The organism is Kutzneria sp. NPDC051319, from assembly GCF_040682195.1.
GTDB lineage: Bacteria > Actinomycetota > Actinomycetes > Mycobacteriales > Pseudonocardiaceae > Kutzneria.
The window spans coordinates 181,524-203,169 of sequence record NZ_JBFBAM010000014.1 but is presented as its reverse complement, the minus strand read 5'-3'; the positions used below and the strand labels follow the sequence as shown (position 1 = coordinate 203,169).

Sequence of the window (21,646 nt, the reverse complement as noted above, 5' to 3'; positions counted from 1 at the left end):
TTGGCCGTCACGTTGGTGACGGCGTGCGGGTGATGGGCGGGTGTCCATCGAGTGCGGTGTCAGCCCGTTCAGTGTTGTAGTGATTCAGCCAGGGCACCAGCGCGGGCGGCGTTGTCGGGGAAGACCTCTCGGTAGGCCCACTCGGTCTGCGCGGTGCGGTTGAACCGCTCGACTTTGCCGTCCTGCCAGGAAACAGTGGGGCTTGATCGTCGTATGGTGGGCACTGATCGCGTGCTTCCTTGGCGCGGGCGTCGCTGCGGGCATGGAGGACGACCGCGTGTCCGGGATACGGGCGTTCGCCGGGTCGATCCGATCCGCCCGGCCGCGGTTCCGCCGGCCTCAGTCTGACGTGGACTCGGTCAGCAGGGCGGTCTCGATCGCCGCGACCGCCCGGACCACGGCGGCGCGGTGCTCGGCTAGACGTTGGTCGGCGTCGTCCTCGCGCGGGTTGCGGATCCCGGCGGCGGTGGTGTTCCAGGTCATGGCCGCGCCCAGCACGATCATCATGACGTCGGTCGCGGCGGGCAGTTCGACGTTGTGGTGCCTGGCGATCGCGGCGGCCTTAGGATGCGCAGCCGGTCGGCCGGCACGGCCTCGAAGCGGCCTTCCTTGGAGCCGAAGCAGGCGTAGATGGCCTGCTTGTTGGCCGATGCGGCGGCCGCGATCCGGTCGACCTGGGCCCCCGATTCGACGGCATCACCGAGCCGTGGTTCGACAGCATCGAGGACCTGCAGGAGGCCGTCACGTCCGAGCTACCTGCGCGACGTCCGCCCGGACGAGCAGCGGTTCATCGCCCGACGGATCCTGACCCACTTGGCTACCGGCCCAGCAAGAACGGCGCGACGCCCCATACGACGGATGGGATGATCGGCGGTATGCGGACTTGGTGACACGTGGTCAGCTTGAGGATACTTGCCTTGATGGGGATTGAGGTATGGAAATGATGGTAAAACGTCGTTCCGTCACGCTCGCCGCAAGTGCAATGCTAGTTCTGGCCTCGGTGACAACGGGCCCGTCGGCGGCAGCGAGCGTGCGCGGTTCGCATTTATCGAGCGCGATCGACGTGGACGTGAACGCGCCGAATTTCGGAACGGTGCCCGACACTCGACCGGCCGAGGTCGAGCAGCCACGTCCCACCGACCTGAATCATGCGACGTGGGGGCTGGAGCCGAATACCGGCGCAGGTCAGGACGGAATGATCTCACTTCACACCGTGTACCCGAACCTGGGGATCGGCACTGAACACGGCGAATTTCTGTACGCACCGACGATGAAGCCCGCACACTCTTGCATCGAGATGACAACCGTCTACGGTCAGTCGGCCGGCGCCTCACTGTGGGCTTGGGACTGGTGCCGGTCCACTCCTGGGCCCGCCAGGACGGCAGTGGTGGCGGACTCGTCGTTCCTCCCGGTCTACACCAAACCGGCGCCGACCGGGAACGGTCGTGCTTACCTGGTGCGAATCCAGCGCACCAATCCCGCCGCGAACACGTGGACGGCATCGCTTTTCAACTACAAGACGGCCGTGTGGAACCTTTTCTACACCAGCTCCGGCACGCCCGATGCCAACGGAAATCCCGATCTGGGTTGGGACATATTTGAAGCCTACTCGACCGTCGGCCCGCAGACCGGCGACGGATATTATTGCGCGTCGCTCGCCAACACGCGGTTCGACAGCACCAACATCAGACTGCTGGACGGCGCCGGTAACAGTGCCGCGACAGCATCGAACTCGTCGTACCTGTCGACAGGAGGTTCTTTCTTCTGTCCGAGGTTGAGTTTCACCGTGGCCGATTCCTATAATTCTTGGACGGTATACGGAGGGGCTTGATTGCTGAGGGTGCAGATCGGCGGGGCGGTCGCCAAGGTGAGCGGCACGGCGCAGGCGGCCGGCTTCGCACCGGGCATGCCGAGCGGCGTCGGCGGGTGCGGCACCGCCACCGCCGACTCTTGACGACCGTTCCGACAGCCACGGTAGGGATGCGCGAAACTGCTCGATTCGGTTCTTGAACGCTCATTATCGAGCGTCTAGGGTCGTGGTCATGCTGCGGATCGGGGTCGTCGGCGTGGGGCAGCGGGCGCGCATGGCCACCCTGGCGAACCAGATCGGCGTGGCCGAGGTCGTGGCCTGTGCGGACATCGACCCGCGAGGACGGTCGGACGCGCGCGAGCTGTTCGGGCCCGACGTCGAGGTCCGGGAGCGGTACGAGGACTTGGCCACGGACGGGCTGGACGCGGTGTTCGTGTTGACACCGGACCATCTGCATGCCCGGCCGGCGCTGCACTTCCTCGACGCCGGAGTCGCGGTGTTCGTGGACAAGCCGCTGGCCATCAGCCTGGCGGACTGCGACGAGGTGTTGGCGGCGGCGGCCCGCACCGGCAGCCGGCTGTACGTGGGGCACAACCTGCGGCACCTGCCGATGCTGCGCCGGATGCGGGAGTTGATCGACGATGGGGCGATCGGCCGGGTGCAGTCGGTGTGGTGCCGGCACTTCGTCGGGCACGGCGGTGACTTCTACTTCAAGGACTGGCATGCCGAGCGGGCCAAGACCACCGGGTTGCTGCTGCAGAAGGGCGCGCACGACATCGACGTGATCCACTGGTTGGCCGGCGGCTACTCACGTGACGTCGTCGCGATGGGCGGGCTGCGGGTGTACGGGGACAATCCGCACCGGCGGGTGGACGACCCGGCCGGCCGGCGGATGGGGGACTGGTTCGACCCGGCGGTCTGGCCGCCGTCGCGGCTGCGGGACCTGCACCCCGTCATCGACGTCGAGGATCTGAGCATGATGCTGGCCCGGCTGGACAACGGAGTCCTCACGAGCTACCAGCAGTGCCACTTCACGCCCGACTACTGGCGCAACTACACGGTGATCGGCGACGAGGGCCGGCTGGAGAACTTCGGCGACGGGCTCGACGGAGACCCGGCGGTGATCAACGTCTGGAACCGGCGACGGTCCGGCTACCGGCGGGACGCTGACCTGTCGATCCCGATACCGCAACAGGACCTGCACGGCGGCGCCGACCGGGCACTGGTCACGGAGTTCCTTCGGTTCGCCGCCGCCGGCGGGCCGACCGAGACCTCGCCGATCGCGGCCCGGGAGGCGGTGGCCGCGGCCGTCGCCGCGACGACGTCGCTGCGTTCGGGTGGGACGCCGACGGCGGTGCCGGGACTCGACCCTGCGCTCGTCCGCCACTTCGAGGGGCGTCAGGGCACGGAGGAAACGTCATGACCGGACGATTCTCGTTGCGACGCTTGACAGACACGCGGCCAGGCCCTTTACTCGGGTGCACCCCGACGGGCCGCGGCCCTCGGTGGCAGATGGCACGCCCAGCCGGTATGCATTGTGCGAGCCCGGACTGAGTCGCCAGGGCGCTTCGGCGTCCGAGGCGGGGACGTGTCCGCCAGCAGTCGGAGTTCGACGATGGCCCTGACTTCCCTGCGAGTTCTGCCGTCCCTCGGCGCGATCGTGACGTTGGCCGGCGGCCTGCTGCTGCCGTCCACTTCGGACGGACACGCGGTGACCGCGCCGCCCGTGCACGCCGGCTTCGACTACCAGATCGGCAGCCCCTACTCGCCGCCGTCCGGGGTGCGCGTGGTCAGCCGCGACCACGACGCCGGCCCGGCGGCCGGCCTCTACAACGTCTGCTATGTCAACGCTTTCCAGGCGCAGACCGGCGCCGAGGGGAGCTGGGACGCCGATCTGCTGCTGCGGGATGCCAACGGCAACGTGGTCAAGGATCCCGACTGGAACGAGGCGCTGCTCGACCTGCGCACCGCGGACAAACGCGGTCGGGTCGCCGCGAAGGTCGAGACCTGGATCGACCAGTGCGCCGGCAAGGGCTTCAACGGCGTCGAGCCGGACAACTACGACAGCTACACCCGGTCGAAGAACCTGCTGACCGCCGACCAGGCGCAGTCCTACATCCGACTGCTCTCGGCCCACGCGCACGGCCGCGGGCTCGCGATCGCGCAGAAGAACACCGCCGAGCTGGCCGGCAACGCCAAGGCCAACGGCCTGGACTTCGCCGTCGCCGAGGAATGCGCCGAATACGACGAGTGCGGCGACTACGCGTCGGCGTTCGCCAACCACGTCGAGGTCATCGAGTACACCGACAGCGGCCTGAGCAAGGCGTGCTCGAAGTGGGGGAGCACGCTGAGCGTCGTGGAGCGCTATGTCGACGTGACGGCGCCCGGCAGTGGCAGCTACGTCCGCCGCACCTGCTGAGCCGCAAGGGAATGGACATGGGCGCGCACTTGTCCCGCCGCGACGTGCTCCGCGGCCTCGGCGTCACGGCGCTGGCCGGGGCGATCTCCGGTTGCGCGGGCACGGGCGACGGCGTCGGGCCGGACGGCCGGGTGACGATCGAGCTGTGGCACGGTCAGAACGACAACGGCCGCAAGGTGATCGAGGCGCTGATCGGCGACTTCCAGCGCAGCCACCCGGACATCGTGGTGGACACCAGCGGCGGCGCACTCGCCGATGGCCTGCTGGAGAAGGTGATGACGGCGCTGGCCTCGGGCTCGCATCCCGACATCGCCTACATCTTCGGCGCCGACCTGCCGAGTGTGGCGCGCAGCCCACAGGTGGTGGACATGACCGACGAGGTGCACTCCTGGGCGGTGCCGTGGACCGACTACTGGCAGCCGGCGCGGGACGCCGTCACGGTCAACGGACGCGTGCGTGCGGTGCCGGCGGTCGTTGACACGCTTGCCGTGGTGTGCAACAAGTCCCTGTTCGACCAGGCCGGTCTTGAGCTGCCCGAGCCGGGCTGGGCCTGGTCGAAGTTCCTGGCCACGGCCAAGAAGCTGACCGACCCGGCCGCCGGCGTTTTCGGCACCGGCTGGCCGGGCGCCGGCGACGAGGACACCGTCTGGCGGTTGTGGCCGCTGGTGTGGAACCTCGGCGGCGAGATCATCGACTCGGACGGCACCGGCATCGGCTTCCGGCAGGTGGGGGCGCGGGCACTGGGGGTGGTGCGGCAACTGGCCTCGGACCGGAGCGTCTACATCGACCCCAAGACCGGCAGCGAGCAGATGTACCAGGTGTTCGACGCGGGACGGATGGGCATGCTGCTCACCGGACCGTGGCAGCTGCCGGACATCCAACAGTCCGGTGTGGATTATCACGTGGTGCCCATGCCGACGTTCGACGGCCGGCCGGCGACCATCTCCGGGCCTGACGCCTGGACGTTGTTCGACAACGGCCCGGCCCGGGTGCGCGCCGCCCGCACGTTCGTGCGCTGGCTGACGCAGCCGGCCCAGGACGTGCGGTGGGACGTTGGCGCCGGTAGCCTGCCGCTGAGCAAGGACGCGGAGAACCTCAAGGAATGGAAAGACAACTCCGCGCAAAGTGAGGGACTGTCGATTTTTGTCGACGCGCTGGCTTCGGCCCGAGTCCGGCCGGCCCATCCCGCGTATCCGCAGGTCTCCCAGGCTGTCGGCACGGCGATCGTGTCCATGTTGCTCGGCCGGAGCACGCCGGCGCAGGCGATGGCGGCCTGTGCCGACGAGGCCGACGCGGCGCTGATCATTCCCCGATGAGGAGGTGAGGTCATGCCTCGGCGCCTGCCGACCCCGATCACGCTCGCGACCCGGCGCAGGCACGGCGAGACCGCGACCGCGTGGACCTATCTGTCCCCGTCGGTGGTGGTGATCATCGGGCTGAGCGTCGTGCCGGTGGTCTGGTCGCTGCTGTTGTCGTTCCAGGCCAACGATCTCGTGACGCCGAGCCGCTTCGTCGGCCTGGACAACTACGCCGCCCTGGCCAAGGATCCGCACTTCGCCCAGTCGGTCGGCAACACGCTGCTCTACACGGTCTGCTACGTGCCGCTGAGCATCGTGCTCGGGCTGGCGCTGGCGCTGGCCCTGAACCGGCGGATCCGGTTCGTCGGCCTGTACCGGACGATGTTCGTGGTGCCGTTCGTCATCTCCGCGACCGCCCAGGGCGTGCTGTTCTCGTTCGTGCTCGACCCCCAGTTCGGCGTGGCCAACTCGGTGCTGCACCACCTCGGCGTCTCGCCACAGGGTTTCCTCACCGATCCGGCGCAGGCGCTGCTGGTGCTGGTGGCCATCACGTTGTGGAGCGGCACCGGGTTCTGTGTGGTGATCTTCCTGGCCGCGTTGCAGGACGTGCCGGCAACGCTGATCGAGGCCGGCCGGCTGGACGGGGCCGGCCGGTGGCAGCTGCTGCGGCACATCACGCTGCCGGCGATCGCGCCGGTGACGGTCTTCCTGGTGCTGTGGCAGACCATCAACTCGTTGCAGGTGTTCGACCTGGTCTACGTGACGACCAGGGGCGGCCCGCTCGGCTCGACGACCGTGATCGTCTACTTCATCTGGGAGCAGGCGTTCAGGAACTTCACCGCCGGCTACGGCGCCGCGGCGGCCTATGTCCTCGCGGTCGTGCTGCTGGCCGTGGCCGTTGTCCTGCGCCTGGCCCGGCGCCGCAGCGTCCAAGGAGCTCCGCGATGACCGCAACGATCGCCGTGACGACGGTCGACGCCAAGGTGAAACGCCCGTGGCGGCTGCCGTTCAGCCCGTGGCACCTGCTGCTGGTGCCGCTGGCGTTGCTGTTCGTGATCCCGTTGCTGTGGCTGGTGCTCAGCTCGGTCATGAGCGACGCGGAGATCAACCGGTTCCCGCCCGCGCTGTGGCCGTCGGCCGTCGACCTCGGCGGCTTCCGTTACGTGCTGGCCAATGCCCTGTTCCCGACCTGGTTCATGAACTCGCTGATCGTGTCGGCGGTGACCGTGCTGGCCAACCTGCTGTTCGGCGCGCTCGGCGGCTACGCGTTCGCCCGGATGCGGTTCGCCGGCTCGCGGGCGCTGCTGGTGGCGATGGTGGCGACCATGGCGATCCCCTTCCAGCTCACCATGATCCCGACCTTCCTGGTGATGAAGTGGCTGGGCCTGATCGACTCGCTCGGCGCGTTGATCGTGCCGTCGCTGGTCACGCCGCTGTCGGTGTTCCTGCTGCGGCAGTTCTTCCTGTCGCTGCCGCGCGAGCTGGAGGAGGCGGCCTGGATCGACGGCTGCTCCCGGCTGCGGGTGCTGTTCCAGATCGTGCTGCCGCTGTCCCGGCCGGCGCTGAGCACCGTGGCCGTGCTGACGTTCCTGAGCACGTGGAACGATCTGACCTGGCCGCTGATCGCGATCAACCACGACAACCGGTACACGCTCCAGCTCGGCCTGACCACGTTCCAGGGCCTGCACCACACCCAGTGGTCCGCGGTGATGGCCGGCAACCTGATCACCGTGCTGCCGGTGCTGCTGGCGTTCCTCGGCGCCCAGCGGGCGTTCATCCGGTCCATCACCTCCAGCGGCCTCAAGGGGTGAGCCATGCCCCACGATTTCGACCTGCTGGTCGTCGGCGACGCCAACCCGGACGTCGTGCTCGGCCCGGTGCCCGATCCGATCGAGTTCGGCCAGCGCGAGGTTCTCGTGCCGACCGGCGCGATCGTGCTCGGTGGGTCCGGCGCCATCACGGCGCGGGGCGCGGCCCGACTCGGGTTGCGCGTGGCGTTCGCCGGACGGGTCGGCCGCGACCACGCCGGCGCCATGGTCCGCGACCTCCTCACCTCCTCCGGTGTGGCCTGCTTTCTGCGGTTGGACGACGACGCGAACACACCCGTGACGACGGTGCTGACCCGGGGGAGCGACCGTGCGATCCTGACCGCGTCCGGCACGCTCGCCCGCACCGAGGCCGCCGACGTGCCGGCGGAGCTTCTGGCGGCCAGCCGGCATGTGCACGCGTCGTCGTACTTCCTCATGCCCCGGTTGGCGGTGCCGGAGCTGTTCCGCGAGGCGCGCCGGCACGGTGCCACGACTTCCTTGGACACCAACGACGATCCGTCCGGGCGATGGGACGTCGGCGCCGTGCTGGCGGAGACGGATGTCGTGCTGCCCAACGCCGCCGAGGCGATCAAGCTCACCGGGCGCGCCACCGTCCGCGCGGCCGCGGCGGCGCTCGCCGTGGACGGCCGGCTCGTCGCCGTGAAGAACGGCGCCGACGGGGCCTTGTCCCACGACGGAACCGACATCGTCGAGTGCCCGACCGCCAAAGTGTCCACTGTGGACGCAGTCGGCGCCGGAGACAGTTTCAATGCCGGCTTCATCACCGGTCTGCTGCACGACATGCCGCCGCGCCAACGACTTGCGTTGGCCGTCGCCTGCGGCGCACTGTCCACAAGGGCCGCCGGCGGCACTGCCGCCCAGCCCACCCTCGCCGAGGCGCTCGGCCATCTTCCAAGCTACCGAACGGACCAATCATGAAGATCGCCTTCGTCGGCGCCGGCAGTGTGGTGTTCACCCAGGGACTGCTCGCCGACCTGTTGGCCTTCCCCGAGTTCGCCGACGTGCACATCGCGCTGCACGACATCGATCAGGACCGGCTGGCCACCGCGCTCGCCGCGGCACGACACATCGCGCAGGTCCGCGGGGCCACACCGGCGATCACCGCGCACCTGGAGCGCCGGCCGGCGCTCGACGGCGCCGACTTCGTGATCAACATCGTGCAGGTCGGCATGGGCGAGGCGACCCGCACGGACTTCGAGGTGCCGGCCCGCCACGGGCTGCGTCAGACCATCGGCGACACCCTCGGCATCGGCGGCATCTTCCGCGCGCTGCGGACCTTTCCGCTGCTGCGGGGCCTCGGCGCGGACATGGCCGAGGTGTGTCCGCGGGCGTGGCTGCTCAACTACACCAACCCGATGGCCATGAACGTGCAGTACCTGGCCGAGGCCACCGGGCTGACCAGGGTCGTCGGCCTGTGCCACTCGGTGTACTGGACCATGCGCGGCCTGGCCGACCTGGTCGGCGTGCCGTACGAGGAGATCGTCTACCGCTCGGCCGGCGTCAACCACCAGGCGTGGATCCTGCGCTTCGAGCACGAGGGCGTCGATCTCTATCCACGGCTGGCCGAACTCGCCGAGCGGGACCCCGAGCTGCGGCGCCGGGTGCGGTTCGACATGTTCCGGCGCCTGGGCTTCTACCCGACGGAGACCAGCGAGCACTCCTGCGAGTACGTGCCGTGGTATCTGCGCCACGACAGCGAGATCGAGCGGCTGCGCGTGCCGATCGGGGACTACCTGGGCATCGTCGCCGCGAACGAGGCCGACTACGAGCGGACGCGGTCCGCGCTCGCCATGGGGGAGCCGCCCGCGGTCGAAGGCACGATGGAGTATGCGCCGCAGGTCATCCACAGCATCGCCACCGGCGTGCCCAGAACCGTGTACGGCAACGTGCCCAACCACGGACTGATCCCCAACCTGCCCGCCACCGGCGCCGTCGAGGTGCCCTGCCTCGTCGACGCCACCGGCGTGCAACCCACCCGCGCCGACCCGCTGCCGCCGCAACTCGCCGCGCTCAACCGCGCGTATCTGAGCGTGACCGACCTGGTGGTGCGCGCCGCCGTCGAGGACGAGCCCCGGCACATCCGGCACGCCGCCATGGCCGATCCGGCCACGGCCGCGGCGCTGCCGGTGGAGGCGATCTGGCGGCTGTGCGACGACATGGTGATCGCCCACGCCGACCGCCTCCAGCCCGGCCTGCGGGCGGTTCTGGCGTCCGAGGTTCGCCCCGGGTAGTGGACACCGCGCCGGACACGGGAACACCGGCCACCGGACCGAAACCCGATAGCCGGGCGTCAGCGGGTGCAGGCGAAGCTCGAGGCGCGGTCCGGATCACCGGCTCGGTACCTGGGCCATTCCGGGTACTGGCACAGCGGACGATCGCGATTGTGGATCGCGTCGGCCACGATCGGATTCGTCGGCGGCTGTCCCCGTTCGACCCAGTGCTCGAGCGCGGAGAGCGAATCCCAGCTGGCGGCGAACGCCGGCGTGCCGAAGTTGGCGTGGTTGGCCCCGGGCACCACGTAGTAACGCAGGAACGCGCCGGTCGACCGGGGGCCGACCGTGTCGAGCACTCGGTGGTAGTAGTCGCTCGTCGAACGGGCGGAGACCAGCTCGTCCGCGGCGCCGTGGAGCAGGATCAGCTTGCCGCCGGCGCGAGCGAACGGCCGAAGATCCGCGTTGTTGCGATCCTCGATGGTGGACAGGTGACTGATTCGGTCGAGCCACTGCCCAGGATGCCGGGGATCCACGTCGAGAGGGTTGTGGCCGGGGTCGCGCGTCAGGAAGTACTTGACCCACTGGTCCCAGTACTGCATCCCGTAGCCGCTCGTCACCGGCATGGGGTCGGCCGGTGCGGTGGCGCCGAAGCCGAGGAACGGGGTCCTCATGTCGGCCCCCGAGAGGAACGGGAAGCCCGGGTACTCGGTCTCGCCGCTGGCGAGCCGATACGGCCATCTGAAGCTGCCGGACATCGCCGTCACGGCCTCGATCTGCGCATCCGACAGGCAGGTCGGACCGGCGTCGACACCGCCGGGGCAGCGAACCGTGTCGAGATCGAAGTGACAGGCCCGCGGATTCGAGATGATCATGTCCTTGACGCCGTCCAGACCGTCGCACGCGGCGATGACGCTGGTGTGGAGGAGCGTCTGCTTGTCGGGTCCGGGGAAAGCGCCGGGGCGGGACAGGACCTGCGCCAGGTAGCCCAGATCCAGGATCTCGCTGAGGTTGTTCCAGGCGGGAAAGGCGGAGATCACCCCGTCGAACGCGGTCGGCCACCGCTGGGCGACGTCGAGGGCTTCGCGGCCGCCGGTCGAGCCGCCGGCGAAGTAGACCTCGGCCGGCATCGTCCGGTAGGCGTGCTGGATGAGGAACAGGCTTGCGTCGCGCGTCTTCTTGAGTGCGTCGCCGGCCGCGAAGTTGTCGAGGGCCTCGTCGTTCACGCCGAACGAGCCGTCCAAGGTCGGAACGGCCGTCGGGCTCTGTTGGTGGCCGGAGTCGCTGGCGAACACCGCGTATCGCCGGGCCAGGGGCGCCGGCCGGTCGACGGGGCCGAACGGCACGTTCCCGGCCAGATCGGGAATGGTGCCGTTGTAGCCGCCACCGCCGAACATCATCGCCTTGCGATTCCAGCCGTACGGCAGGGCGACCCGCATCCTGATGTCGGGCGCGGCCGGATCGACGGCGAAGATGTCGGCGTCGACCTGGCAGTACTCGATGGCTTCCCCACCGACCACGATGGTCGTCACCGCGGTCGACTCGACCCGGCCGCCGGTCGTCGGCAGGCTCATCACCGACGCCGGGATCGCCATCCGATCCAGGCCGCCGCAGTCTGGCGCGGTCGTCGCGGTGGCGGTCGCGGCGCCGGCGAACTGGGGCGCGCCGGCGATCAGCGCCACGGCCGCCAGCACCAGGAGCCGCCGATTCCGGATGCCCGTTGCCGATGTCCTGCTCACGCTGGCCTCTTCTCGGAATCTCAGCGGTAGAGATGCGTTCCCGGGATGGCATGCGGGTCCGCTCGGACCTCGGCGGTGTTCGTCTCGGGCAGGAACCACGCGCTGGCGAAGGTGATCAGTCCCATGACCGTGATGTAGCCGGCGACCGGCAGGGTGCTCCCGGTCGCGGCGATGAGCGCCGTCATGAGGAACGGCGTGGCGCCGCTGACCAGGACGGCGGAGAGCTGGTAGGCCAGCGACGCGCCCGAGTAGCGGACGCCGGGCGCGAACAGCTCGCCGAGGAAGCTGGCGATCGGGCCGTAGGTGAGGCACTGGAACACGAAACCCACCACCACCGCGACGAAGATCAGCGGCAGCGACGCCGTGTCGACGAGCCGGAAGTACGGGAAGGCCCAGACGGCGACGCCGAGGCCGCCGATCAGGATCAGCGGCCGACGGCCCACCCGGTCCGAGATGTGACCGGACCAGGGCAGGACCACCACCATCGCCACGGAACTGGCCAGCACGACCGCGAGCAGTGGGCCGCGCTCCAGCCGGAGGGAGCCGGTGCCGTAGCTCAGGAGTCCGGAGATGCTGACGTAGAACAGGCTGTTGGTGGCGGAGAGCAGCCCGCAGCCGAGCAGGATGGTTCCCCACTTGTCGCGGACGACCTGGGCCAGCGGAGCCCGGACCACCGCACGCTCCGGCCGCGACACCTGTCGTTGCAGCTCGCGGAACTCCGGCGTGTCCTCCACCTTGGCCTGGATGTAGCTGACCACTGCGAACATCACGACGCTGACCAGGAAGGGAATGCGCCAACCCCAGCTGAGGAAGGCGTCGTCGGGCATCAGGCCGCTGGCCGCCACGAAGATCAGGTTCGAGATGATCACGGCGATGGGGACGCTGGTCTGCCCGAAGGTGCCGGCGAAACCGCGCCGCTTGGGGCCGGCGGATTCGGTGAGCAGCAGCACGATGCCGCCCCACTGGCCACCCGCCGCGAGCCCCTGCACGAAACGCAGCGCGACCAGCAGCGTCGGAGCCAGTGCGCCGACCGAGGCCGCGCCGGGGAGGCAGCCGATCAGGAAGGTCGCCGCCCCCATGACCGCCAGGCAGGCCACGACGACCGGTTTGCGTCCATACCTGTCACCGAGATGGCCGGCGAGCACCCCGCCGATCGGACGCGCGACGAAGCCCGCCCAGAACGTGCTGAAGGCGAGCAGCGTTCCGGTCAGCGCCGAGGAGTTCGGAAAGAACACGTGGGGGAACACCAGCGCGGCCGCGGTGCCGTAGAGGAAGAAGTCGTACCACTCGATCGAGCTGCCGGTGAGTCCCGCGGCCAGCAGCTTGCGGAAGGCTCGGCGTCGAATCGGGGACGAGCCGGCGCCGAGAAAGCCGGAGTGTCCGCCGGGTTGGGCGATCGGGGTAACCATGCGGGCCGCCTTCATCGATAGCGCAGGCATGTGATGGCGGTCATATTAAGGTGCCGCTACCCTGTGGTTCAGGTGTGCTTCCTCCACACCTCGCGCCGGTTCGGTGGGCGTTTCTCCCACCCGTTGCCGAGGAGGATGGCGCTGTGGCCGGTGATCCCGGCGAGGCGGAGTCGTACTCGCTCGTGCGGCGACAGCGCGAACTGGCGTCGTTGTACGCCACCGCCAAATCGCTTACCGCGCTCGGCACGCTCGACGAGGTGCTGCAGTCGATCGTCCACCATGCGCACGATCTGATCGGCACGGACTTCACCTACCTCTCGCTGGTCGGCGCGGACGGCAGGCTGTCGGCCCGAGCGTCGGAGGGAACGATCTCCGCCTCCTTTCTCGCGGCGGCGATACCACCCGATGTCGGTCTCGGTGGCAAGGTGCTGGCCGCCCGGAGCCCGTACTGGGTGCGCGACTACGCCGCCTGCACCCTGATCGACCACGACCCGGACTTCGACCGCCTCGGCGCTGCCGAGGGACTCGTCGCGCTGCTCGGTGTGCCGCTGGTCATCCGGGGTGAGGCGGTGGGCGCGCTGTTCGCCGCGGACCGCTCCGAGCGGTCGTTCCAGGCCGACGAGATCGCGCTGCTGACCGCGTTCGCCGATCATGCCGCGGTCGCCCTCGACAACGCCCGGCTGTACGAGGCCAGCCGGACTGCCCTGCGGGAGCTGCAGATCGCGTACCGGAAGATCGAGAAACACATGGGCGTCATGGAGCGTGCGCAAGCGATCCACGAAGCCCTGACCGGTGTTGTGCTCGGCGGCGGATCGCCCGGCGAGGTCGCCGAGCTCCTCGCCGATCAACTGGGCGGCAGCGTCACACTCCTCGAGCGGACCGGCGCCGCCGTCGTTCGCCGGGACTCGGCATCGAGCCCGCGCCGGACCGCACCGGAGACCGACCTGGCCGACGCCATGGGGAACGCGCGCCGAACCGGTCGCTGCACGACCTCGGTCGACACCACAGGAGTCGCACTCAGCGTGGCTTCGATCCAGGCGGGCGACACCTATCTCGGCGCGCTGGCGTGGAGCCGGGAACCAGTGGCCGATCACGGTGCGCCGGACGACATGGACCTGCGCACCCTCGAACGGGCCACGCACATCATGGGACTGCTCATCCTCAAGGAGCGGGCGGTCGCCGAGGCCAGCGAGCGGTTGAGCGGAGAGCTCCTGACCGAACTCATGGTCGGCAGCCCGGGGATCAGCGCGGCCCAGCGCGCTCGCGCCCGGGCCCGCAACCTCGACCCCGACCGCCTGGATCTGGTCCTCGTCGCGGACTCCCTCGTGTTGTCGCCGACCGAGTTGTCGCGCCACCTGCACGACATCGCCCGCGACTGCTCCGGACTGGCCGGCGAACATCTGGGCCGGGCCACCCTGATCCAGCACAGTGTTGACGACGACCAGACCGTCGAGCAGGTCCATCGTCGGCTGAGTCGCACGGTGGGCGGCCCGGTGGTCGTGGTCGGAGAACGCGCGGTCAACCACGACTGGGCCCGCGCCTTCTCGCTGGCCAGTCGCTGCGGCGCCGTCATGCGAGCGATCGGACACGACGACCTTGGCGCCACCACGGGTAGATACGCCCTCTACGCCATGGTCTTCGACACCGAGCGCGTCCACGAACTCGGCCGTTTCATCTCCGACTCCATCGGTGCGCTCCTCGACCACGACCGGCGACGCGGCACCGATCTGGTCGGCACCCTCAGTGCCTACTACGTCCACCACACCAACGTCGCGGCGACCGCCCGCGCATTGCACGTGCATGTCAACACGTTGCTGAAGCGACTGGACCGGGCCGGCGACGTCCTCGGCCCCGACTGGCGCCACCAGAACGACCTGGAACTGCGGCTCGGACTCCAGTTGCACCATCTCAGCGCGGCCGCGATGGTCGGGCCGCCACCACTCAGCTCCACGTCACTGTGAACTCGGGTGCACAGCGAGAGGCGGCCTGATGGTGTCGCGGCGAGTGGTGCTGATCAGCGGCGAGTTCGGCGCGGACGGGCCGCGGGTCAACCAGCACGAGCCGCGATCATGCCGATGACGACCGGTCACACGCCGATGCTTGTCGACTTGCGTGGACGTGGTTCTCGGCACGCACAGGTTCGGAAAACCGCAGGTTAGTGGGTGGAGTGACACAAACGACGGTTTCGACGCTGAAGGAGATGAGACAGGAGCGCGTCGTCGACTCTTCGACCGGCGTGGCGCCGGGGGGCTGACCCCGCGCACCCCCGCCCGGGGGGGGCGGGGGGCCCCAGACCCGCTCCCCCGGCACCACCCAGACCCCCGCAACCCCCCGCGGTTTTCCTCCCTCTCTCTCTCCCCCCCGGCGCCGGTCCCCCCCTCTCCCGCGGGGGCGCGGGGGCGCCGGCCCCCCCGCCCCCCCCCGGCCGGTGGCGGTCGTGCGCCGAACGACCTGCTCCCGGTCCACCACGAGGACCCGGGCAACCCACCGTCCCGCCGACCCAGCACGCGCACGACCACAACCCCAGCCGTACGACCCAGCCCACACGAACACCACAACCCGCCAGCCGGCGGCGGCCCGATTTCCATTGCCTCAGGCCGCCGCTCGGGGACGGGCGGCGGTCTGACCCCCAGCACTCCGCCGCCCGTCCCGCCCGCGCCCGGGGCGCTCAGCCGCGCACCGAACGGTCGACTCGGAAAGTCGGCACAGCAAGGGAATCTCACCGTGTCCCGGGCGAAATCGCTGCTGGCGCTGCCGTTGCAGCAGTTCGTGTACCGGCAGTTGATGTACCCGGTGGTGCAGTCGGTGATGACGGCAGTGGCCGGCGCGCGGTTGCCGTGGCACAAGCTGACGCGCACCGGGATCTCGGTGCCCGCGGCCGGCACCTCGGATATCCCCGCCGGCCAGGCGCGGTGACGGCTTCTGCCAGTCGGCGGTGTACCGGTCCTCGACTCCGGCGATAGTGTCCGCCGACGCGTTCACGGGTGCACCGCCTGGGAGGAAAGTCATGCGGAGTGTGCTGGTGGCGGCTGTGTTCTCCTTGTCCACGGCCATCACGCCGCCGCAGTCGGTCACGATCGACCTGCTCACCGTCAGCGGATCGGGGTGCCTCGCGACCACCACGGCAGTGGCGATCTCGCCCGACAACACCGCGTTCACCGTGACCTACAGCAACTTCGTCGTGCAGGGGCACGGACAGGCGGCGCACAAGGATTGCACGTTGACGCTGCGGGTGAACCACCCAGACGGTGTCACCTACGGTGTCGACGAGACGGACTACCGCGGCTTCGCCCACCTGGACCCGGGCGCTCGCGGTGTGGAGGCGGCGACCTATCACTTCACCGGCCTACCAACGAGGCGCAGCTCGCAGACGTTCGCCGGCCCGATGGACGACGACTGGCAGGTCAGCGACCAGCCGGACGCGGGATCGGTCGTGCACGGTCCGTGCAACGACAGACGTCCGCTCACCATCACCGCCGATCTTCAGCTCAACGGCACATCCGCCGCGAGTTTCATGAGCATGGACTCCACCGACGCCAGCGTGAGCGCACGATTCCACTTGTCCTGGTTGAAATGTTGACCACTGCACGCGGAAGGGCGGTGGTGCCGGCGGAGGCACCACCGCCCTTCCAGGAGCGGCGCCGGGTGGGAGGCCCAGGCGCCGCAGTCCGGTGATCAGTGGCTGGGATGCGTGGTCGGTGGCCCCGAACGGTGGTTGGTGTTCGGGCCGGGATGGCTTGTCGGCGAACCATTGCCGCTGTGCCCATGGCCCTCGTCGGCACCGGGCGGCCGAGCGGTCGTGACGGTGACGCCGCCTTGCCCCGGCCGGTGGGGGAGCAGTGTGGCGCAGTACCCGTCGACCTTGTCCTTGCCCCCGGCAGCCGTGATCAGCGCACCGAATGCCGGGCTGTCCAAGGCTTTGCCGTGCTCTGAGCCCGCGCCGGCGGTGTAGGCGTCGCACAGACCGGTCAGGGACGGGTATGGCGACGGGGAGCCAGAAGACCCTGGGGCGTCGTGATTGTCACGGTCACCGGCGTCGGCTGAGGACGGTCGAGCCGAGCTGGTGGGAGCGCTGGAACGGACGGGCGCGACGGTGGAATCCCCACCCAGCGGTGAGGGTAGGTAGCCGGTTGCGGCGGCGGCCACGACGCCGCCGGCTACCACGGTCAAGGCGGCGGCGACGGCCGCGATCTTGGCGGTGATCAGCTTGGCCAGCAAGGCTTTGAGCATCGACGGTCGCCGGGGCACAAGGGCAGTTTCGAGACGGGCGGCACGGAACGCCATGACCGCTGCGTGCTCACCGGCCAGCTCGCCGTCACGGGCCGGGGCGGCCGCGTGGGCGAGCAGGTCGGTCAGCGGATCGCCACTTGTGACCAGGGCACCGTTCAACATCTGCTCGGCGGTGCGCCGGTCGAGGTGGCGGCGGTGTGTGCTCATCTCACCTCCTTCAGCGTCGGCGGCCTCGTTTGTGTCACCACTCGTTGACCTGCGGATTTCCGGCTCGGTGTCGACGAGGTCGGCGAGCTTGCGCAGCCCGCGGTGGGCCGCGGTGCGCACGGCGCCGGCGCGCTTGCCGAGCACCCGGGCTGCTGCTGCGGCGTCCAGCCCCATGACTACCCGGAGCAGGACCGCTTCGGCCTGGTCACGGGGCAGTGTCGCGATCAACGCCAGCGCCTCGTCGGTCCCGATCGCGTTCACCGCGGATTCGGCGGTGTCCTCGCGGGCGGGCACCTCGGCCAACTGCTCGTCCTGCTCCGAACTGACCGGACGTCTTCGCTGGTGGCGAAGGTGGTCCAGGGCGCGGTTGCGGGCGATGGTCGCCGCCCAGCCGCGAAATCCGTCCAGATCACCGCGGAACGTCGCCAGGTCCCGCGCGATGTGCAGCCACGCCTCCGACGCGACGTCCTCGGCGTCGTCGCCGACCAGAACACTCAGGTAGCGCAGCAGATTGGGCTGGACGGCGCGATACAGCACCCGAAACGCATCCTCGTCGCCGTCCTCCTGCGCAGCCCGCAACGCCGCCGACGGGTCGTCCGGCGTGCCCGGCCCGTTGTCTCCTGGGCGGACCGACACCAGTGCCCTCACCACCATTCTGCGACATGTCGACGACCGCGACATCATGGTCCAGCCCGTGCCGTTAGGGAACCCCTCCGTGGCCGGCCGCCTCGGCGACGTCGACGCGCGCGCCGCATTTGGCCAGTCGCCCGCGGTAACTAACAAAGAGCTAACGACACTGTCCATTCGGGAGCGCACAGCGCATGATCTCGCGGCATCATGGCGTCGGGTGTGGCGGCCGCGGCGACGGACACCCCGCCACCGTCGGGAGACGATCGGGCGATCGTTTACTCGGGCAACGCCGTCACCTGCGACCAGGCGCACCTGGCCGGTGGCATCGTCCAGGTCACCGTCCACCATCAGGCTCCGCAGGTAACTCGCGCCCCATCGTCGCTGGTCCTTGCGCTGCGACAAGACAGACATCTCGCTGCGAACGACTCCAGCTCGTCACGTGGGCGGTCGACATGATCAAGCTTCACGCGGTGATCAACGGCGCGGACTTGCTGCAACATAAGCGGGTTCACCCGACTCAACGATGTGCTACTAGGACGGTACCGGGGGAGTGCCGTGGGTGTGGAACGACTCGATGGTCTTCAATCCCCATGCCTGGCCCTTGGCGCGTTCGTCCTGGGTCCAGCTGATCGGCCGCCAGTCGGGGGCCAACACGAGCCGGGTCAACGGGTTGCACAGCTCGATGCGGTTGCCGCCGGGCTCGTAGACGTACAGGAAAAACGTCTGCTGGATGGCGTGTTTGTGCGGGCCGGTCTCGATGAACACGCCGTTGTCGAGGAAGATGTCGGCGCCGCGGAGGATGTCCTCGCGGGTGTCCGTGGCGAACGCGATGTGGTGCAGTCGGCCGGTACTGCCGGTCCAGTCATTGGTGTAGACGATGTCGTACGACTTGTTGCCAAAGTGGAGCCATTGCGCGGCAACGGATCCGTCGTCCTGCACGATCTGCTCGGTGACCTCGCCGCCGAGGCCGTCCGACACGAAGCGTCCATTGGCCGGCACGTCGACGGCCAGGAAGTTGACGTGGTCGAGCCGGCGAACGGAGACACCACGCCCCGGATACGCCTGCGGCTGGTTCTTCAACGACGGCCGCGACTCCGGCGGCGCCTCGAACCACGTGGTCTCCCAGTAGAGCTGGATCTCGTGCCCGTCAGGATCGGTGCACAGGTAGCTGGGACCGATGCCGGCCCCCGCCGCCAACCAACGGCCACCGGAATTCAAGGACACCAACCGGTCCAGCGCCTCCCGGCTGGATGCACGCAGGGCGGTGCGGCGTATTCCGGACGTGTCGTTGGCGGTGAGCACGAGGCTGTACTGCTCGTAGTCGTCCCACGTGCGCAGGAACACCGAATCACCGTCGCGGCCGTTTTCGGTGAGCCCCATCAGCTCGGTGAAGAACCACAGGCTGCGCTCGGGTTCCGGGGTGAGCAGCTCGACGTGTCCGAGGTGCGCGACGTCGTGCCGGGGAGCCATGCGATCTCCTTGTCAGCGGGGGAAAACCTTGCCGTCGAACAGCTTCCGGGCCGTGCGCACGACCCCGCTGCGCCGGACGCGGCCGTCGGAGTCCAGCTCGACCTCCACCTGGAGATGGCCGGTCGGATGCTCGACGTCCACTCTGGACGATCCACTGAACAGCTCGTTGCCGACGGCGCCGTCCATCATCAGCGCGGTGGCGACGCTGACCGCGCCGAGCACGCCGATGGATGTGTGCAGCTTCAAGGGAATGAACGTGCGGGTGCAGATCGAGCCGCCGTCGACCGCCGGGGCCACCACCGTGGTCTTGGGCACCGAAGTAGTGTTGTCGAGCCCCATCAGCTTGGCCGCGGACAAGCGGAGTTCTTGCACACGATCGCGCAGGGAAACATCTTCGGCCAACTCGGCGACCGGCTCGTAGCCGGTGATACCGAGACTCGCGGCCCGGGCGACGACAACCGGCATGCCGTTGTCGACGCAGGTCACCGGCACGCCGCCGATCACGTCGACGAGATTGCCCGTCGGCAGCACGCCGTTCGCACCCTCGGTGTCCTCGAAGTCCAACACCACGCCGGGTGCGGTGCCGGGAACGCCGGAGATGGCGACGCCCTCGGTGGGAAACCGGGCCGTGGCAACGCTGTCGGAGTTGACCATCCGGATCCGCACCGGGCGGCCCGCCGGCGCCAGCCCGCGCTCCACGGCGAACGGGCCGACGCCCGCCAGGAGATTCCCGCAGTTCTGCCGGTCGGAGACGGTCGCCTCCTCCACGCCCAGTTGCAGGAACAGATAGTCGACGTCGACGTCCGGGTTGGAGCTCGGCGACACGACGGCGACCTTGCTGGTCAACGGGTTCGCGCCGCCGATGCCGTCGATCTGACGCGGATCCCCGCTACCCATGATCCGGATCAGCAGGTCGTCCCGGGCGGCCGGATCCGACGGCAGGTCCGCGGCGAGGAAGTAGGCGCCCTTGGAGGTGCCGCCCCGCATCAGCACGCACGGCACGCCGGTCATCATCGGGCCCCGTACTCCGCGGCGGTCGCGTATCGCACGCCCAATTCCGCCAGCTTGTCCCGCAATCCGTACCGGTCGAGGCCGAGTTGCCCGGCGCGGAACGCCTCTCGCGCCGCCTCTTCCTTCTCCACCCGAGCCTGGGCAAGCTCGATCGCCCGCGGCACCGCGCCCTGGGCAACGCAGAGCACGCCGTCGTCATCGGCGAGGATCACGTCGCCGGGCCGGATCGCCTGCCCGCCCACGACAATCGGCACGTTCACCGCGCCGGCGGTCGACTTGACGGTGCCCTGCGCGCTGATCGCCTTGGACCACACCGGAAATCCGAGGTGGTGCAACTCGGCCACGTCCCGCACCCCGGCGTCGATGACCAGCCCGCGAACTCCCCGTTCCTGCAATGAGGTCCCGAGCAGCTCGCCGAACATGCCGTCCGTGCAGGGAGAGGTGGTGGTGACGACCAGGACGTCGCCGGCCTGGCACTGCTCGACCGCGGCGTGGATCATCAGGTTGTCGCCGGGCCAGCACAACACCGTGACGGCCGAGCCGCCGATCCGGCTGCCCAGGTGCGTCGGCCGGTGCCCGGTGCCGACATAACCGATGCGCCCCAACGCCTCGTGCACCGTTGCCACCCCGTATCCGGCCAGCCGGTCGATCGAGGCCAGCGGCGCGCGCGGGACGTCCGTCACCACAACCGTGTCCATGCCTACTCCGTCTCCCTGAGCGCGGTGATCACGCTCCGCAGATGGTCGCGAGCCGCCTGCTCGGCGGCGTTCGGATCGTGGCGGGCGATCGCGTCGATGATCGCCAGATGCTCCGGCAGCGACACGTGCGTGCGGCCGTCCCGCATGGCCAGCCGGAACTGGTGCCGCACGATCTGGCCGTGCAGCCGCTCCAGCAGCTCACTCGCCACCGGCTGGTCGGCGATCTCGCGGACCAGCCGGTGCAGTTCCCGGTTCAGCGCCGAGTACTTCATCGGCTCCCCGTCCGCCACCGCCGCCCGCATCCGCTCGCCGACCCGCGCCAGCGCGTCGATCTGATCGTCGGTGGCCTTCACCGCGGCCTTGGCCGCGCACAACCCCTCCAGCACCATGCGGCACTCGGTGATCGCCACGGCCTCGTCGACGGTGACGACTCGGACCCTGGCCCCCCGATTCGGGATGCGCTCGACCAGCCCCTCGGCGGTGAGGTCGATCAACGCCGCGCGCACGCTGGCCCGGGTCACCCCGAACGTGTCGGCCAGCTCCGCCTCGACCAGGCGCTGGCCCGGCACGACGTCCCCGGCCAGCAGGGCCGCGCGCAGCGCCGCCACCGTGGCCTGCCTGCCTGCCTCGCCCTCCTGAGGCGCGCTGGACATGGGTGCTCCCTTCCTCGACAACGGACGCTAAGC

General features: G+C 69.5%; 21 protein-coding genes and 1 pseudogene. 12 read left to right on the top strand and 10 right to left on the bottom strand.

All coding sequences use genetic code 11. From position 1 onward, the window contains the following. Positions 1 to 7: 7 nt before the first annotated feature. The 3 genes and pseudogenes from AB0M73_RS17410 to AB0M73_RS17400 all read right to left on the bottom strand — a co-directional run. Positions 8 to 207: pseudogene (locus AB0M73_RS17410) on the bottom strand (integrase core domain-containing protein); the annotation flags it as partial. Positions 208 to 339: 132 nt separating this feature from the next. Beyond that, positions 340 to 507: a hypothetical protein gene (locus AB0M73_RS17405; RefSeq protein ID WP_363891616.1), complete on the bottom strand. Its 168-nt coding sequence runs from the start codon at positions 505 to 507 to the stop codon at positions 340 to 342. Continuing rightward, positions 504 to 734: a TetR family transcriptional regulator gene (locus tag AB0M73_RS17400; protein ID WP_363891635.1), complete on the bottom strand. Its 231-nt coding sequence runs from the start codon at positions 732 to 734 to the stop codon at positions 504 to 506. The genes AB0M73_RS17405 and AB0M73_RS17400 overlap by 4 nt, the downstream gene beginning before the upstream one ends. Positions 735 to 934: 200 nt before the next feature. On the opposite strand from AB0M73_RS17400, the gene AB0M73_RS17395 reads away from it, so the two are divergent. From AB0M73_RS17395 to AB0M73_RS17355, 9 genes are all read left to right on the top strand, one after another. Further along, a complete protein-coding gene (locus AB0M73_RS17395) occupies positions 935 to 1,831 on the top strand; it encodes a hypothetical protein (RefSeq protein ID WP_363891615.1) in 897 nt (298 codons plus the stop codon). Next, entirely contained in the window at positions 1,832 to 1,954 is a 123-nt protein-coding gene (locus AB0M73_RS17390; protein ID WP_363891614.1) for a hypothetical protein, read from the top strand. Between the two features lie 88 nt (positions 1,955 to 2,042). Continuing rightward, a complete protein-coding gene (locus tag AB0M73_RS17385) occupies positions 2,043 to 3,233 on the top strand; it encodes a Gfo/Idh/MocA family oxidoreductase (protein WP_363891613.1) in 1,191 nt (396 codons plus the stop codon). 192 nt (positions 3,234 to 3,425) lie between these two features. Continuing rightward, complete coding sequence (locus AB0M73_RS17380) at positions 3,426 to 4,229, top strand: endo alpha-1,4 polygalactosaminidase (RefSeq protein ID WP_363891612.1); 804 nt, start codon at positions 3,426 to 3,428, stop codon at positions 4,227 to 4,229. Positions 4,230 to 4,246: 17 nt separating this feature from the next. Further along, positions 4,247 to 5,545 carry an ABC transporter substrate-binding protein gene (locus AB0M73_RS17375; protein ID WP_363891611.1) on the top strand — a complete coding sequence of 433 codons (1,299 nt, stop codon included), beginning with the start codon at positions 4,247 to 4,249 and terminating at the stop codon, positions 5,543 to 5,545. A gap of 12 nt (positions 5,546 to 5,557) precedes the next feature. Continuing rightward, positions 5,558 to 6,475, top strand: coding sequence for a sugar ABC transporter permease (locus tag AB0M73_RS17370; protein ID WP_363891610.1), 918 nt, complete (start codon positions 5,558 to 5,560; stop codon positions 6,473 to 6,475). Beyond that, a complete protein-coding gene (locus AB0M73_RS17365) occupies positions 6,472 to 7,338 on the top strand; it encodes a carbohydrate ABC transporter permease (RefSeq protein WP_363891609.1) in 867 nt (288 codons plus the stop codon). The genes AB0M73_RS17370 and AB0M73_RS17365 overlap by 4 nt, the downstream gene beginning before the upstream one ends. A 3-nt stretch (positions 7,339 to 7,341) precedes the next feature. Then, positions 7,342 to 8,274: a carbohydrate kinase family protein gene (locus tag AB0M73_RS17360; protein ID WP_363891608.1), complete on the top strand. Its 933-nt coding sequence runs from the start codon at positions 7,342 to 7,344 to the stop codon at positions 8,272 to 8,274. Continuing rightward, on the top strand, positions 8,271 to 9,587 hold the full coding sequence (locus AB0M73_RS17355; RefSeq protein WP_363891607.1) for an alpha-glucosidase/alpha-galactosidase: 1,317 nt from the start codon (positions 8,271 to 8,273) through the stop codon (positions 9,585 to 9,587). Before AB0M73_RS17360 ends, AB0M73_RS17355 begins: the two co-directional genes overlap by 4 nt. 59 nt (positions 9,588 to 9,646) lie before the next feature. Here the strand turns inward: AB0M73_RS17355 and AB0M73_RS17350 are convergent, their stop codons facing one another. After that, positions 9,647 to 11,305 (bottom strand): tannase/feruloyl esterase family alpha/beta hydrolase, encoded by a 1,659-nt coding sequence (locus AB0M73_RS17350; RefSeq protein ID WP_363891606.1) that lies wholly within the window; start codon positions 11,303 to 11,305, stop codon positions 9,647 to 9,649. Positions 11,306 to 11,325: 20 nt separating this feature from the next. Continuing rightward, positions 11,326 to 12,714 (bottom strand): MFS transporter, encoded by a 1,389-nt coding sequence (locus AB0M73_RS17345; protein WP_363891605.1) that lies wholly within the window; start codon positions 12,712 to 12,714, stop codon positions 11,326 to 11,328. A gap of 143 nt (positions 12,715 to 12,857) precedes the next feature. On the opposite strand from AB0M73_RS17345, the gene AB0M73_RS17340 reads away from it, so the two are divergent. From AB0M73_RS17340 to AB0M73_RS17330, 3 genes are all read left to right on the top strand, one after another. Next, a complete protein-coding gene (locus tag AB0M73_RS17340; protein ID WP_363891604.1) occupies positions 12,858 to 14,675 on the top strand; it encodes a GAF domain-containing protein in 1,818 nt (605 codons plus the stop codon). 763 nt (positions 14,676 to 15,438) lie between these two features. Next, entirely contained in the window at positions 15,439 to 15,630 is a 192-nt protein-coding gene (locus AB0M73_RS17335) for a hypothetical protein (RefSeq protein ID WP_363891603.1), read from the top strand. Between the two features lie 91 nt (positions 15,631 to 15,721). Beyond that, positions 15,722 to 16,294, top strand: coding sequence for a DUF4360 domain-containing protein (locus AB0M73_RS17330; RefSeq protein ID WP_363891602.1), 573 nt, complete (start codon positions 15,722 to 15,724; stop codon positions 16,292 to 16,294). Between the two features lie 95 nt (positions 16,295 to 16,389). On the opposite strand, the gene AB0M73_RS17325 is transcribed toward AB0M73_RS17330, so the two are convergent. The 5 genes from AB0M73_RS17325 to AB0M73_RS17305 form a co-directional block, all read right to left on the bottom strand. Then, a complete protein-coding gene (locus tag AB0M73_RS17325) occupies positions 16,390 to 17,799 on the bottom strand; it encodes an RNA polymerase sigma factor (protein WP_363891601.1) in 1,410 nt (469 codons plus the stop codon). A 513-nt stretch (positions 17,800 to 18,312) separates the two neighbouring features. Beyond that, positions 18,313 to 19,251 carry a VOC family protein gene (locus AB0M73_RS17320; protein WP_363891600.1) on the bottom strand — a complete coding sequence of 313 codons (939 nt, stop codon included), beginning with the start codon at positions 19,249 to 19,251 and terminating at the stop codon, positions 18,313 to 18,315. 12 nt (positions 19,252 to 19,263) lie between these two features. Beyond that, positions 19,264 to 20,265: a PrpF domain-containing protein gene (locus AB0M73_RS17315; RefSeq protein WP_363891599.1), complete on the bottom strand. Its 1,002-nt coding sequence runs from the start codon at positions 20,263 to 20,265 to the stop codon at positions 19,264 to 19,266. Further along, on the bottom strand, positions 20,262 to 20,960 hold the full coding sequence (locus AB0M73_RS17310; protein ID WP_363891598.1) for a 4-carboxy-4-hydroxy-2-oxoadipate aldolase/oxaloacetate decarboxylase: 699 nt from the start codon (positions 20,958 to 20,960) through the stop codon (positions 20,262 to 20,264). Before AB0M73_RS17310 ends, AB0M73_RS17315 begins: the two co-directional genes overlap by 4 nt. A 2-nt stretch (positions 20,961 to 20,962) precedes the next feature. Further along, the gene (locus tag AB0M73_RS17305; protein ID WP_363891597.1) at positions 20,963 to 21,613 is read right to left on the bottom strand and encodes a GntR family transcriptional regulator; all 651 of its coding nucleotides are present in this window, start codon (positions 21,611 to 21,613) and stop codon (positions 20,963 to 20,965) included. Positions 21,614 to 21,646 lie beyond the last annotated feature (33 nt).